We start from the raw sequence: 11,918 nt of genomic DNA, 5'->3' as shown, positions 1-11,918 counted from the left end.
GGTGGCCGGTGCGGGATCCGTAATGTACGTACATTTCTAATGTACGTACATTTAATGCATTTGTGAATCCCCGTCGTGAATCAGCTCAGGATGTCGCCCGGTCGGGCGGATGCGGTGAGGTGGGAAAGCAGCCTGCCCGGCCCGGCCCGGGCAGGGGCAGGGGCAGGGCCGGCGGGGCAGAAGTGCCCGGTCAGGCAGAGGAAGCGAGGGCCCGCCGGAGAGCAGCGGCGAGGGCCCGCCGGGGAGCAGCGGCGGTCAGACTGGAGGTGGTCAGACTGCGGTGAGGCTCAGGGGTAGGAGGTCGAGACGGTGAAGCGGTCGCCGCGGATGACCGTCTGCCTCCATTCGATTGCGCGATCGTCGATCCGGCCGAGGCGTTCGATGAAGAAGGCCGCCGAGCCGGGTTCGCAGGACAGTGCCTGAGACTGCTTGGGAGTGAGGTTGATCGAGTGCAGGGTCTCGTCGCCCGAGGTCAGGGTGAGTCCGCAGCAGCGCTGGAGTGCCTCGTAGAGGGCGGTGTTGCTCAGGTCCATGTCGAGGACGCCGCGGGCTTCGGGTGACAGCCACACCTCGTCCTCGGCCAGCGGCTCCTCGTCGGCGTACCGGGTTCTGGCGATGTGGACGAGTTCGGTGTCGATATCGAGGCCCAGCTGCTGTGCGGCCTGGGGTGAGGCCGCCATCTCGGCCGTGCGGATGGTGCTCCGCTGGCTCATCTCGGCACCTCTGACTGCGGCGAAGAGGCTGTAGATGGGCCCGTACGCATGTTCGCCCGAGACATTGACGACTTGGGAGGGGCGGCCCGGCTGAGCGGTGACCGTGCCGTTGCGTCGCAGCGGCGTCAGGGCGGCTCGGATCGTCGAGCGGCTCACGCCGTACTGCTTGGACAGCTCGAGCTCGCCGGGGAAGGCCTCGCTGAAGTCGCCGGAGCGGATTCGGTTTTCGAGATCGTCGCGAACCGCCGCCCACAGCGGCTGGCGGTTGCGCGGCGGCCGGTCGTCGGCCGAGGAGGCGCGCTCTGAAGAAGTGACCATGTCACCAGTGTGCCCGACGTGGGCACGACTCTTCTGCACCGTCTCGGTGAAGTGATGGACAGGTGCCGTGTCATCGCTCTGGCTGTCGCAGATGCCTGCTGTGCTGAGGGACCGGCCCACCCGTGCGCGCAGGCACGGGTGGGCTTCGAGGGTGCGCGCTGCAGTCTCCGGTGACTCAGTCCTGTGCGGCCACTCCGGTGGTGTTCGCCGCGCCGTGATTGAGTGTGCGTTTGACTGTGCAGAGGCTGTCGATGGAGCGCTCGGCGCTGGCGATGAGCTTCTGCCGGGTCTCTGCGTCGAGCTCTGACATGTCGGCCTCGATGCTGGTGACAAGTCGTTCGATGCGGTTGTCGTCCATGTTCAGCTCTGCCTCGACCGTCGACACAGCGTCGAAGTCCTCGCCGAGGCGGTTGGCGAGCTTGGCCTCGGCGGACAGTGCTGCGCACCCGGCCGCGGCGGCCTGCAGGAGCTCGACAGGTGTGAACGAACCGTCATCAGCACCGGGTGCACCGATGCGGAACTCACCGCCATTGGCATTGCGGACCGTATAAGTGGCGGGGGCGGTCCGCTGTGCCGTCAGGGCGGGTACGGAGGCGTCGTCGGACATGGTGTCTGTTCCCTTTCGCAGTTGAGTGCTCGGTCCGTGCGACCGGTCCGAGATCCAGTGTCATCCAGTATACCCCCATGGGTATTCTTCCCATGCTGTCGGGCTATGAGCGATTCCGCGCCCGTCTGTGTGGCGGCTCTCAGCCGTCCTCGGAGTCCTCGGCGACGCGGTCGGTGGCCAGCAGCGTCCGATCGCCTGCCTGCACCGTGCCGAGGCCGTCGGGGGTGAACGCTCCCGGCACCGCGACCACACCCGAGCCGTCGGCCGGGTAGCCGCGGGCAAGACTGCCGGTCATGGCGTTGTGGACCCGCAGGGTGCCTTCCTCGCGCAGATAGATCAGTCCTCCGACCGTCGCCTCGAGTTCGACCGACTGCGGCACCGACACCGGCAGTTCGTTCTTGCCCGTGTCGTCGATGACCGTCAGCCCCTGCTTGCCGAGCGTGACGATGGCCCCGGTGTTCGCATCTTGGGCGACCCCGCGGGCGTCGTCATCGAGCAGCTCGCCGGTCTCGCGATCGAGCACCGGGCCGACTCCGTCTCCGGCGTCGAGGGCGATGACGTCCCCTCCCGGATCCGCCTCGGGGACGGCGCGCAGCTCATCGGCGTTCCAGCCGTTGTCCGGCAGTGACAGCTCCCATGACTGCTCACCGGTGGCGCGCAGCGTCTTGTCGTCGGTGCTCAGTATCGTGCCCCGGTACTCGCCGAGGCGGCGCACGTCCGAGGCTCCGTCCTGCACCGCCTCGCCGGTGGCCGGATCGAGGGCGAGAGCCTCGGTGGGCTCGGCATCCTCGGCGGCGAAGACCGTGCCCGGTCCGCGCATCGGGCCGGGCACGTCGACGGGTCCCCACTCCTGCTCGCCGGTTTCGAGGTCGTAGGCGCTCGCGGTGACGTCCTCGTCGCAGTCGGTCGACGAGTCGGAATCGGTGAGCACGGCCAGCGGGGTGCCGTCGGCATCGACGCTGGCGGTGAATCCGGTGCATCCGCTCGGTCGTTTCGCCTGCCACAGTGTGGAGCCGTGGATGTCCACGGCGGAGAAGTCGAGGGTCTCGTCGCCGGTGCTGGCAGAGAGGAAGACCTCACCGAGGTGCGCCGGCGGCAGGTCCCACCCGGGCTCGACGAGCTCGAGCGGCTCGATGATCAGCGGCAGCTGCAGATCGGAGGCGTCGACGGCATCGAGTTCGGTCGTGACCTGCTCCGGCGTCCGGTCGAAGTCGTCGGGGGCCTGGGAGCAGCCTGCGAGGGCGAAGAAGCCGATGAGCGGTCCGGCGAGGGCGGAGAGGAGTCTGCGGGTGCGCATGGTTCAGTGCTTCGTCCCGGGCGTCTGCGTTGGCTTCGCCGACTCCTCGGCCGAGGCGGTGCCACCCTGGTCGGATGCCACGCCACCCTGGTCGGAAGCTGCGGTGCCCCGATCGGAGGCCGCGCCCTGGTCCGCGGCAGCGGCTCGCCGGGCGCGGCGACGCTCATGTCGGAACCACAGGGCGATCGCGAGTACCGCCAGCACGCAGACGACGATGATGTCGGTCGTCGTCGAGGACCACGAGCTCACCCATTCCTGAGCATGAGCCAGAGTGGTCGTGGGCACCAGCGACGGCGCCGAGACGAGGCCGTTGGTCGTCCAGAACACGATGCCCACAACGATCATCAGGACACCGGTGACCATCGACATGATGGGCAGCCTGCGACCGAAGAAGGTGACCGAACCTCCGCGCAGAACCGACCGGGTCCGGGCGCCCACACGGGTCCACAGCGCCGCGATGATGAACAGCGGCACGACCATCCCGGCCCCGTAGACGGCGAGCATGATGCCGCCGAGGACGAAGCTGCCCTTGGTCGCGGCCAGAGTCAGCACCGCGCCGAGGATGGGCCCGGCACAGACTCCGGCGATCCCGCTCGTGGCGCCGAGGAGGAAGGTCTTCGTCCATCCGGTCGCCCGCGCGGAGCGCTGCCGGGCGGCATCGGCTCCCGGCAGCATCTTGGCCGGGTCGAAGCCGAAGCCGAAGAACTGGACGATGCCTAAGACGATGAGGATCACCGAGGCGACGAGGACGATCGCGCCGCGGTGGGAGGTGAACAGGGCCCCGAGCGTGCCGGCGCCCATGCCCAAGGGGATGAGCACGAGCAGCATGCCCACATAGAAGATGAGGCCGTGGAGGATCAGGCGCGAGCCCGCTCCGACGGTGGAGCCGAAGAAGGCCGGCAGCAGGAGTGCGGCGCAGGGGCTGAGCAGGGCGAGGATTCCGCCGATGAAGGCGCTGATCAGGCTGATGTCCATCAGTTCTGTCCTTTCTTCGCCGTCTCGACGGCATCGACGAAGACGTCCGTGGGCTGGGCGCCGACGTACGGCTGCCCATCGAGGATGAACGTCGGGGTGGAGAACGCACCGAGGTCGGTGCCCATGGCGGCATTGTCCGCGACCGCCTCGGCGGTTTCTTTGGAGTTCATGTCCGTGGTGAATCGGTCGGTGTCGAGGCCGATCTGCTCGGCCACGGTGGTCAGGGCTTCGGGTGTGAGCTCATCGGGGGAGCGGGGCTTGCCGTCTGAGAACAGGGCATTGTGGAATTCCCAGTGCTTGTCCTGCAGGGCCGCGGCATAGGCGGCCTTCGCAGCCTGCTCTGACGCGGAGCCGAACACATTGACCTCGCGCCATTCGATGCGCAGGTCCCCGGAGTCGACGTAGTCGAGCATCTTCGGCAGAGTGTCCTGCGACCAGGCGGCGCAGTAGGGGCACTGGTAGTCGGAGAAGACGACGAGCTTGACGGGTGCGTCGGCGGGACCGTCGGACATCGGATCCGATTCTTCGCTGGAGTCGACATCGCCGAGGTCGGACTGCTCGGGGTCGGCGACCTCGGTGACGACGACCTCGGATTCAGGTCCGGCACCACCGGCCGTGGGCGTCGACTCGTCCTCGCCGCTGCGGTCGATGACGAGGATCATGAGCACGAGTGCCACGGCGATGGCGCCCACCGTGGCGGGGATCCACCAGCGGTACTGCGGTCGCGGTGCCGCATGTTTGGCCATGCTCTCACTCCTCAATTACTAAGATGCTTAGTAAACTATAGTTCATCGATCTCGCGGGCCGAAAGCTGCGCATCGACTTCCGCCGGCATCGACGGCCGGTCATTTCTTCGCCGATCGGTCCGCGGGCGGGATGAGCAGGGGGCTTCCGGGATCGCCGACGAGGCGGGCACCGGAGTCGGCGATGTGGTGCGGTGCGCCGAAGTCCCCGGACTCGGGTGCCTCCTCGGCGGCATCGAGGAGCTGCCCGTCATCGGCCGACCGTGTCTGCGTGCCATCCTCGTCCGCATCCCCGGCGCCCGATTCGGTGACGACGAGTCCGGCTCCGACGGCGGAGAGTTCGGCATCCCCGTCCAGCGGTGCTTCCCACCGCTTCGTCCCGTCGAGGTCGAAGCCGTGCAGCTTCGAGTCACTGGTCACCAGTGTGCGGCTGTGCGAGTCGAAGCCGGCGCCGTCGATGCCGGAGGCGACGGTGTCTCCCGAGCGCAGGTCGATCAGGGTGCGCTGCCCGCCGCCGCTGCCGAGGAGTGCGTGGGAGCCCCCGACGGCCTCCCAGGGGGTCTCACGAGCCTCGGCGGCCGTGAGTCCGAGGTCCGCGACGGGGCGAGTCCACAGTCGTCGACCCTCGAGGTCCTGGCCGATGAGCTCCTCGCCGTCGGCGAGGACGAGGTGGCTGTCGAGGAGCGCGAGGATCCGCGGTGCGTCGCCGTCCTCGACGGCCAGTTCCGCTCCGCTTGCGGGATCGAGGGCGGTGCGAGGGCCGCCGGCGCCGATGAAGTCCTCCGGCGGGCCGGCGAAGACGAGGCCGCTGCCGAGCAGCGGTCCGGGCACCTCGACGGGCCCCCAGAGCTTCTCGCCGGTGTGCAGATCGAAGCCTGAGGCCGTCGTCTTAAGCGGGCCGCCCGATCCGGGCTGCTGGTCCATGAGCACGGCCACCGGTCCGTCTGCGGAGTCGCTGACGAGGAAGCCGGAGCATACGCGCGGACGCTGGGCCGACCACAGGATCGTGCCGTCCGAATCGACGGCGCGGAACTCGAGGTCGGACTCGGCCTCGTGCAGTGACAGGAACACGTCTTCGGCTTCCTGTGCGGCCACGTCCCAGCCGGGGTCGATGGCCCCGGTCCCGCTCTCCCCGGCGCCGACGGTCCCCGAGTCGTTCGTCTCGGCCGGGCGGAGTGTCTCGGCCGGCGAGTGCACCGGCCGGGGGTCGGCCGATTCGCTGTTCGCGTCGAGGCTCGAGCAGGCGGTCAGCGAGCCCAGGGTGAGCAGGCAGGCGGGCAGGATCATGGCGGCTGCCGCGCGGCGCTTCATGGCTCAGCTCTCGGCTCGGGCGAGCGCCTCATCGACTGCGTCGGTGAACTGCTGGGTCGGCTGTGCGCCGAGCAGCGGTTTGCCGCCGATGACGAAGGCCGGGGTGCTCGAAACGCCGATCGACTGCCCTTCGGAGGCGACGGTCTCGAACTGCTCGTGGGCCTCGGTCGAATTCATATCCTGTTTGAACTGCATCGGGTCGAGGCCGAGGTCCTCGCCGAGGCTGACGAGCGAGTCGTCGTCGAGCTGAGACTTCGGGCGGTGCTCGCCGCCTTCGAACAGTGCGTTGTGATAGTCCCAGTACTCATCCTGCTTGCCTGCGGCGAAGACGGCGCGCGCGGCCCGCTCGGACTCCTCGCCGAAGACGGCGAGATCGCGCATCTCGATGCGCAGATCCCCGGAGTCGACGTAGTCCATCATCGCCGGCAGGGTGTCCTCGTTCCATGTAGCGCAGTAGGGGCACTGGTAGTCGGAGTACATGACGAGTGTGACCGGAGCGTCGACGTCACCGACCGCATTCGTCTCCTCGGAATCCCTGTGCTCGACGAAGGACAGGTCGACGTCTTCTTCGGCGGAACCGTTCTGCGAACTCGAACTCTCTTCCTGGGCATCGGCGTCTGAGCCGCCTTGGTTGGCGATGACGATTCCGATGACCACGGTGGCGAGGATGATGACGGTCAGCGGGACGAGCCAGAACATGGGGCCGCGTTCGGTGCGAAGCACAAAAGCCTCCTGAAGGTGAAGTCGTTGGGGTGTAGCCGGGGCGATGTCGATGTATTTACTAAGAAGCATAGTATACTAATGTGCATAGTAGACTCGTATCGGCTGCCGTATCGGAGAGGGACCCTCATGCTCGTCAATGCTGTCAAGGACGCCTACCGGGGCCTCCTGCTCTGGGACCGCAGGCGCATCGGTGCAGCGGTGGCCGCGGCGGCAGGCTCCGCCGTGGTCATCGGCCTCGCGACAGTGCTCATTCCCAATTCCCTCTTCGCCCGCGACATCCCGCCCGTGTGGTGGGACTATCCGGTGTGGATCCTCACCGCGGTGCTGCTCGGAATGCTCATCGCCACCTACGTGCGCAGCCCCAGAGCCGAGGGAGGGTCGAGCGGCCGGGACTCCGCTTCCGCGGGAGGGTCGAGCGGCCACGACTCCGCGACCGAGGGGCGTTCGAGTGGTCCGGATGCCGCCTCCGAGGGGCGGTCGGGTGTCCTCGGCGGCGTGGGCGGAGTGCTCGGATGGTTCGCCGTCGGATGCCCGGTGTGCAACAAGATCGCGCTGCTCGCCCTGGGCTACACTGGCGCCTTGACCTACTTCGCACCCCTCCAGCCGATCCTGGCTGCTGCTTCGGTCATCCTCCTGCTGGTGGCTGTGATCATCCGCCTCAAGGGCCAGTACTCGTGCCCGCTTCCCTCGCCCGAAAGGAGCGTCCGCTCATGACTCACGATGACGATCGGGATGGGGGCTCCTCGCCGATTCGCCTCGGCGCCCTCGAGAAGCAGGTGATGGGACTGCTGTGGGACCATGAACCGCTCACGGTTCGGCAGATCATCGAACTCTCGCCGGCCGAGCCTGCGTACACGACCATCGCCACCGTGCTGACCAACCTCGAGCGAAAGGGGCTCGTCAGTCGCGAGCGTCGCGGCCGCTCGGTTCTCCATGCCCCGGTCGTCAGCCGTGAGCAGCACACCGCGCGGACGATGCAGGCGGCCCTGGTCGACGGCGGGGATCGTGCGGCGTCGATCCTCCACTTCGTCGAGGGCATCGATGCCGCCGACATCCGGCTGCTGCGCGACTACCTCGACACGAAGGGCGTCGCCGAATGAGCCTGCTGATCGGCGGTGCATGCGTCGCCGCCCTCGCCTTCGTCCTCGCCTGGGCCGGTCCCGCCCTCGTTCGCTCCGCCGCGCCGGTCCTCATGCGCGTCCCGCGCGTGGCGGTGTTCGCCCTCCTGTCGCTGCCGATGCTGTCCTGGGCCGTGGTGACCGCGCTCAGCCTCATGGCGGCATGGCTGCTCAAAGGCCCCGATGTGCTGCCGATGCCCATCGGCGATGTGTGCCAGCGCTGCCTCATTGCAGCGAACCCCTTCGGCGGTGCTCAGATCGACACGCTCATCCCCGTCGTCCTCTTCCTCCTCCTGCCTCTGGCCGTCACCCTCGGATTCCTCATCCGCGGTGGGCTTCTGGCCAGGCGGCGGCACCGCGAGAACGCTGAGACGGCTCGACTCCTCGGTCAGGAGGCCGCCGACGTCGAGGTGGCCGGACGGACCGTCAAGATCGTGAGCGGCCACCGGCATCTGGCCTTCTCCCTGCCGCGCAGGTACGGGGGAGTGGTGCTGTCTGAGGATCTGTGTTCGGCGCTGGAGCCCGGCGAGCTGACGGCCGTGCTCGAGCACGAGAGGGCTCACGTCGACCAGGGCCACCACGCGATCATGGCCCTGGTGGAGGCCTTCGTGCGCCCGCTGCGGTTCATCCCGCTCTTCGCGGAGGTCGCAGCCTCCGTCCCGCTCTACCTCGAGATCGCGGCCGATGATCGTGCGCGGAAGGTCGCAGGGACTCCCGCCCTGGCCGGCGCCCTGCTCAAAATCGGGCCCCAGGTGAGAGAGGGCGGTCACCTCGGCGGTTCGTATGCGCTGAATATCGCCGGGCCCGACCGGGTCCGGCAGCTCGTCGCTCCCGTGAGGATGTCCCCGGGACTGCTTCCGACGGCGGCTCTGAGCAGTGCGCTGACCGCCTTCTGCGTCCTCTTCTCCTCGGTCATCGCCACCTATGTCGGAGTTCTGCTCACCGGCTGCACTCTGCCCTGACGGCGAACGGACTCCGGCGAAGCAGACGACCGGTCGGACTCCGGCTGGACTTCCCCGTGTCGACCGCCCGACCTACAATAGAACTCATGTACGAAAAAGAGGGCGCGGAGCAGGACTGCGAGCACGAGTATGCGCCCCCGGCATGGATGGTCCGCTACCGGAACTTCAAGACGCTGTGCGCTTATGTCTGCGGTGAATTCATCCGCTTCTACCTCACCACCGGCTGCGATCAGATCAGCTACACGCATTCGCAGATCACCGAAGGACTGCCGAACTATTCGTGCCGCCTGACCTCCGACGACGGGACGGTTCTGCTGCTGCCGCTCGATGACTGGGCCGAGCGCATGGACGAGGTTCGGCCCCTCGTTCGGGCCTGGCTGGGGGAGCATTCGGATCTCAAGGGGTGCAAGCCGGAGAAGTCGCACTACCAGGGCGACCGCTATTGGTTCACCCGCTGGCAGGAGGCCAACCCCTGGTGAGTGCCGTCGGCGAACCGCGACATCGACGAACGGCGGGTCTGACCCAGTAGAATCGAGAGTATGCGCAAACGTGTAGTCATCATCGTCTTGGCCGCCCTGGCGGTGCTCGGACTGGTCGCCGGGATGCTCGGCGGCACCCCTGCCTGACCCCCGTCCCTGATCGACAGAGGATTCGGCGCACTCAGTCGTATTCCGCTCCCCGGCCTGCGAGATCAGGGACTCACGCGGAAGTCGCCGAGATCGGTCGATCACGGCCCCCGCTGCGCTGGTTTCGAACGACCTGCGACCCTTCAGCGGTGGCGCAGCGGTGCTGTTGCGAGTTCGGCGATGCCTTCGTCGGGACCGATGCGGGCCCGAAAGCCCAAGCTTTCGAGGGCCGCCCGCGGGGAGGCCGCGACGTGCCTGACGTCGAAGGACCGGTATCGGCCGTTGACCACCGGCTCAGGGCCGTTCATCACCGTGGCCAGTCGTCGGGCCATGTCGCCGATAGTGTAGGTCTGGCCCGAGCAGATGTTGTAGGCGCTCAGACCGAGGGGATGGTCACCTACCGCTTCGATCGCGGCGACGTTCGCGCGAGCGAGGTCGGCGACGTGAACGAAGTCCCGCAGCTGGTTGCCGTCCTCGAAGACCTGAGGCGGCTCTCCGTGCTCGAGCGCCGAGCGGAAGATGGCCGCAACCCCGGAATACGGAGTGTCCGCCGGCATGCCGGGCCCGTAGGCGTTGTGGTAGCGCAGAGCGATGGCGCGGCCCGATTCCAAGGTGCACCAGGCGGCGGCATAGTTCTCCTGGGCGATCTTCGACGCGGCATAGGCCGTGCGCGGGGCAAAGGGTGCCTCTTCGCCGATCAGGTGCGGTTCGACCCTACCTCCGCACTGCGGGCACAGCGGGTCGAAGCGGCCCAGCCGCAGTCGGCTGTCCTGCCGTGGCGCCGGTGGCACATCGCCGTCCTCGGGGCACGTATACCGTCCTTCACCGTAGACGACCATGGACGACGCCAGCACCAGCCGAGTCGTACGGGTCCGAGCCATCGCCGCCAGCAGGGTGGCGGTGCCGAGGTCGTTGTGGGCGGCGTAGCCGGGCAGGTCCTGGGCATCGACGCCGTTGCCGACAGTGGCCGCCTGGTGGCAGACGACGTCGACATCGGCGAGCAGCTCGTCGAGGAGGCGCGGGTCGCGGATGTCGCCGTGCATCACCCCGGAGGGCACCTCGGCGGTCTCTCCATGGGCTTGAGGAAGCATCAGATCGACGCCGGTGACCTGGTGCCCGGCGGCGGTCGCCGCCTCATTGATGTGTCGTCCGATGAATCCGGCCGCGCCCGTCAGAAGCACCTTCATGGCAGCTCCAGGGGAAGTGCCATGCCGTCCAGCGCCTCGGAGCAGCTGCACGGACGCCTCGTCGACAGGGAGGCGATCACGGTTCGCAGGCTCGACTTCAAGCGGTCGGTGTGCTCGGCGAAGACACGGAAGACCTCTGACTGAGCGACCGCGTGCGACGAGTCGATGCCCGCGTCGAGATCGGTCACCAACGCTGCGGTGGCATAGCACAGCTCGAGTTCGCGAGCCAGGATCGCCTCGGGCTGGCCGGTCATGTTCACGACGTCCCAGCCCTGTGCCGCATACCACTGGGACTCGGCGCGGGTGGAGAATCTCGGACCCTCGATGACCACCATGGTTCCACCGTCGACCGGCCCTTCGTGGTCATCGGCGAGTCCATCCAGCAGAGCCGTGCGCAGCCGCGGACAGTACGGGTCGGCGAAGGAGACGTGGCAGGCGCCTTCGTCGAAGTACGTCTGCTTCCGACCGTATGTCCGGTCGACCAGCTGGTCGGGAACCACCAGAGAGCCGGGCCCGAGATCGGGGTCGAGCCCGCCGACTGCGCACGGTGCCAGCACCTGCCGCACTCCCAGGCTGCGCAGTGCCCACATATTGGCGCGGTAGTTCACGCGGTGGGCCGGGTATTCGTGGCCCTGGCCGTGTCGGGGCAGAAACGCCACGGTCCGGTTCGTCCCCGCATGAGCGAGGCTGCCGATCGCGACGGGTGCCGATGGGGCGCCGAACGGCGTCTCGACCTCGATCTCCTCAGGATCATCGAGGAAGGTGTAAAAGCCGGAGCCGCCGATGATGGCGACGTCGGGTGATTCAGTCATCACGTTCTCCTTCGGTTGATGGTGTGCTTCGTATCCGGCGTACGCAGGATCGGACTGCGTAGGCCAGGACGCTGAGACAGCAGAACAGGAGCGTCAGCCACAGCCAGCGCTCGAGGAACGGCGCATGGGTGTGGCCGGTGGCGGCCAGGTGGGTACGCGCACCCTGTTCGATGATGCCGGGAAGGAACAGCACGAGCAGCAGCCCGCTGGCGAGCACCGGTACGCGGATGTAGTTGACGAGAGGAACTCGAGGGGCGGGGTGCGGGACGGCCCGCCGGGAGCCGAGGACGGCGATGAGCCCTCGGTTAGCCGCGGCGCACAGCGGAAGCAGGATGAGGTCGACGACGATCGCCGCGCCCACGAACCACACGGCGATGGACTGCCACCACACGTCCGCTCCGAACAGCCGGTCCGGGCCCAGAGCAGACAGCGCACAGCCAGCCAGGAGGAAGCACCCGGTCAGCACCAGCAGGTGCGGCAGCCGGGCTCCGTAGATCGCGCGGAACCGTCCGGGAGAGATCGGCAT

The 11,918-nt window shown here is 67.9% G+C and carries 14 protein-coding genes; 4 read left to right on the top strand and 10 right to left on the bottom strand.

Going from position 1 to position 11,918, the window contains the following annotated elements:
* Nucleotides 1-287: 287 nt before the first annotated feature.
* From FHG09_RS10270 to FHG09_RS10240, 7 genes are all read right to left on the bottom strand, one after another.
* Nucleotides 288-1,031 (bottom strand): GntR family transcriptional regulator, encoded by a 744-nt coding sequence (locus FHG09_RS10270; protein ID WP_152347542.1) that lies wholly within the window; start codon nucleotides 1,029-1,031, stop codon nucleotides 288-290.
* A 175-nt stretch (nucleotides 1,032-1,206) separates the two neighbouring features.
* Nucleotides 1,207-1,638, bottom strand: a complete 432-nt coding sequence (locus FHG09_RS10265; RefSeq protein WP_152347541.1) for an OsmC family protein — start codon at nucleotides 1,636-1,638, stop codon at nucleotides 1,207-1,209.
* A 139-nt stretch (nucleotides 1,639-1,777) separates the two neighbouring features.
* Complete coding sequence (locus FHG09_RS10260) at nucleotides 1,778-2,935, bottom strand: hypothetical protein (RefSeq protein ID WP_152347540.1); 1,158 nt, start codon at nucleotides 2,933-2,935, stop codon at nucleotides 1,778-1,780.
* Between the two features lie 3 nt (nucleotides 2,936-2,938).
* Nucleotides 2,939-3,910, bottom strand: a complete 972-nt coding sequence (locus FHG09_RS10255) for a cytochrome c biogenesis CcdA family protein (RefSeq protein WP_152347539.1) — start codon at nucleotides 3,908-3,910, stop codon at nucleotides 2,939-2,941.
* Nucleotides 3,910-4,656, bottom strand: coding sequence for a DsbA family protein (locus FHG09_RS10250; protein WP_152347538.1), 747 nt, complete (start codon nucleotides 4,654-4,656; stop codon nucleotides 3,910-3,912). Before FHG09_RS10250 ends, FHG09_RS10255 begins: the two co-directional genes overlap by 1 nt.
* Before the next feature lie 99 nt (nucleotides 4,657-4,755).
* Nucleotides 4,756-5,964: a hypothetical protein gene (locus FHG09_RS10245; RefSeq protein ID WP_152347537.1), complete on the bottom strand. Its 1,209-nt coding sequence runs from the start codon at nucleotides 5,962-5,964 to the stop codon at nucleotides 4,756-4,758.
* 3 nt (nucleotides 5,965-5,967) lie between these two features.
* Nucleotides 5,968-6,687: a DsbA family protein gene (locus FHG09_RS10240; protein WP_193627352.1), complete on the bottom strand. Its 720-nt coding sequence runs from the start codon at nucleotides 6,685-6,687 to the stop codon at nucleotides 5,968-5,970.
* A 126-nt stretch (nucleotides 6,688-6,813) separates the two neighbouring features.
* On the opposite strand from FHG09_RS10240, the gene FHG09_RS10235 reads away from it, so the two are divergent.
* From FHG09_RS10235 to FHG09_RS10220, 4 genes are all read left to right on the top strand, one after another.
* Nucleotides 6,814-7,401, top strand: a complete 588-nt coding sequence (locus tag FHG09_RS10235; RefSeq protein ID WP_152347535.1) for a hypothetical protein — start codon at nucleotides 6,814-6,816, stop codon at nucleotides 7,399-7,401.
* A complete protein-coding gene (locus FHG09_RS10230; protein WP_152347534.1) occupies nucleotides 7,398-7,787 on the top strand; it encodes a BlaI/MecI/CopY family transcriptional regulator in 390 nt (129 codons plus the stop codon). Before FHG09_RS10235 ends, FHG09_RS10230 begins: the two co-directional genes overlap by 4 nt.
* Nucleotides 7,784-8,767: a M56 family metallopeptidase gene (locus tag FHG09_RS10225; protein ID WP_152347533.1), complete on the top strand. Its 984-nt coding sequence runs from the start codon at nucleotides 7,784-7,786 to the stop codon at nucleotides 8,765-8,767. The genes FHG09_RS10230 and FHG09_RS10225 overlap by 4 nt, the downstream gene beginning before the upstream one ends.
* Nucleotides 8,768-8,853: 86 nt before the next feature.
* Complete coding sequence (locus FHG09_RS10220; RefSeq protein ID WP_152347532.1) at nucleotides 8,854-9,246, top strand: hypothetical protein; 393 nt, start codon at nucleotides 8,854-8,856, stop codon at nucleotides 9,244-9,246.
* A 290-nt stretch (nucleotides 9,247-9,536) separates the two neighbouring features.
* Here the strand turns inward: FHG09_RS10220 and FHG09_RS10215 are convergent, their stop codons facing one another.
* The 3 genes from FHG09_RS10215 to FHG09_RS10205 are packed head-to-tail and all read right to left on the bottom strand — an operon-like array spanning nucleotide 9,537 to nucleotide 11,918.
* A complete protein-coding gene (locus tag FHG09_RS10215) occupies nucleotides 9,537-10,580 on the bottom strand; it encodes an NAD-dependent epimerase/dehydratase family protein (protein ID WP_152347531.1) in 1,044 nt (347 codons plus the stop codon).
* On the bottom strand, nucleotides 10,577-11,392 hold the full coding sequence (locus FHG09_RS10210) for an S-methyl-5'-thioadenosine phosphorylase (protein WP_152347530.1): 816 nt from the start codon (nucleotides 11,390-11,392) through the stop codon (nucleotides 10,577-10,579). Before FHG09_RS10210 ends, FHG09_RS10215 begins: the two co-directional genes overlap by 4 nt.
* Nucleotides 11,385-11,918, bottom strand: a complete 534-nt coding sequence (locus FHG09_RS10205) for a hypothetical protein (RefSeq protein WP_152347529.1) — start codon at nucleotides 11,916-11,918, stop codon at nucleotides 11,385-11,387. The genes FHG09_RS10210 and FHG09_RS10205 overlap by 8 nt, the downstream gene beginning before the upstream one ends.

This window comes from Brevibacterium sp. CFH 10365, from assembly GCF_009299785.1.
Taxonomy (GTDB): Bacteria; Actinomycetota; Actinomycetes; order Actinomycetales; family Brevibacteriaceae; genus Brevibacterium; species Brevibacterium limosum.
The sequence above is the reverse complement of the archived record's forward strand: the minus strand, read 5'-3'. Positions and strand labels throughout refer to the sequence as shown.

What these genes read in the sequence shown, in the direction of transcription:
- FHG09_RS10260 (WP_152347540.1), bottom strand. Translation starts at nt 2,935, where the DNA reads ATGCGCACCCGCAGACTCCTCTCCGCCCTCGCCGGACCGCTCATCGGC.
- FHG09_RS10245 (WP_152347537.1), bottom strand. Translation starts at nt 5,964, where the DNA reads ATGAAGCGCCGCGCGGCAGCCGCCATGATCCTGCCCGCCTGCCTGCTC.
- FHG09_RS10265 (WP_152347541.1), bottom strand. Translation starts at nt 1,638, where the DNA reads ATGTCCGACGACGCCTCCGTACCCGCCCTGACGGCACAGCGGACCGCC.
- FHG09_RS10250 (WP_152347538.1), bottom strand. Translation starts at nt 4,656, where the DNA reads ATGGCCAAACATGCGGCACCGCGACCGCAGTACCGCTGGTGGATCCCC.
- FHG09_RS10235 (WP_152347535.1), top strand. Translation starts at nt 6,814, where the DNA reads ATGCTCGTCAATGCTGTCAAGGACGCCTACCGGGGCCTCCTGCTCTGG.
- FHG09_RS10210 (WP_152347530.1), bottom strand. Translation starts at nt 11,392, where the DNA reads ATGACTGAATCACCCGACGTCGCCATCATCGGCGGCTCCGGCTTTTAC.
- FHG09_RS10230 (WP_152347534.1), top strand. Translation starts at nt 7,398, where the DNA reads ATGACTCACGATGACGATCGGGATGGGGGCTCCTCGCCGATTCGCCTC.
- FHG09_RS10225 (WP_152347533.1), top strand. Translation starts at nt 7,784, where the DNA reads ATGAGCCTGCTGATCGGCGGTGCATGCGTCGCCGCCCTCGCCTTCGTC.
- FHG09_RS10270 (WP_152347542.1), bottom strand. Translation starts at nt 1,031, where the DNA reads ATGGTCACTTCTTCAGAGCGCGCCTCCTCGGCCGACGACCGGCCGCCG.
- FHG09_RS10215 (WP_152347531.1), bottom strand. Translation starts at nt 10,580, where the DNA reads ATGAAGGTGCTTCTGACGGGCGCGGCCGGATTCATCGGACGACACATC.
- FHG09_RS10255 (WP_152347539.1), bottom strand. Translation starts at nt 3,910, where the DNA reads ATGGACATCAGCCTGATCAGCGCCTTCATCGGCGGAATCCTCGCCCTG.
- FHG09_RS10205 (WP_152347529.1), bottom strand. Translation starts at nt 11,918, where the DNA reads ATGCCGATCTCTCCCGGACGGTTCCGCGCGATCTACGGAGCCCGGCTG.
- FHG09_RS10220 (WP_152347532.1), top strand. Translation starts at nt 8,854, where the DNA reads ATGTACGAAAAAGAGGGCGCGGAGCAGGACTGCGAGCACGAGTATGCG.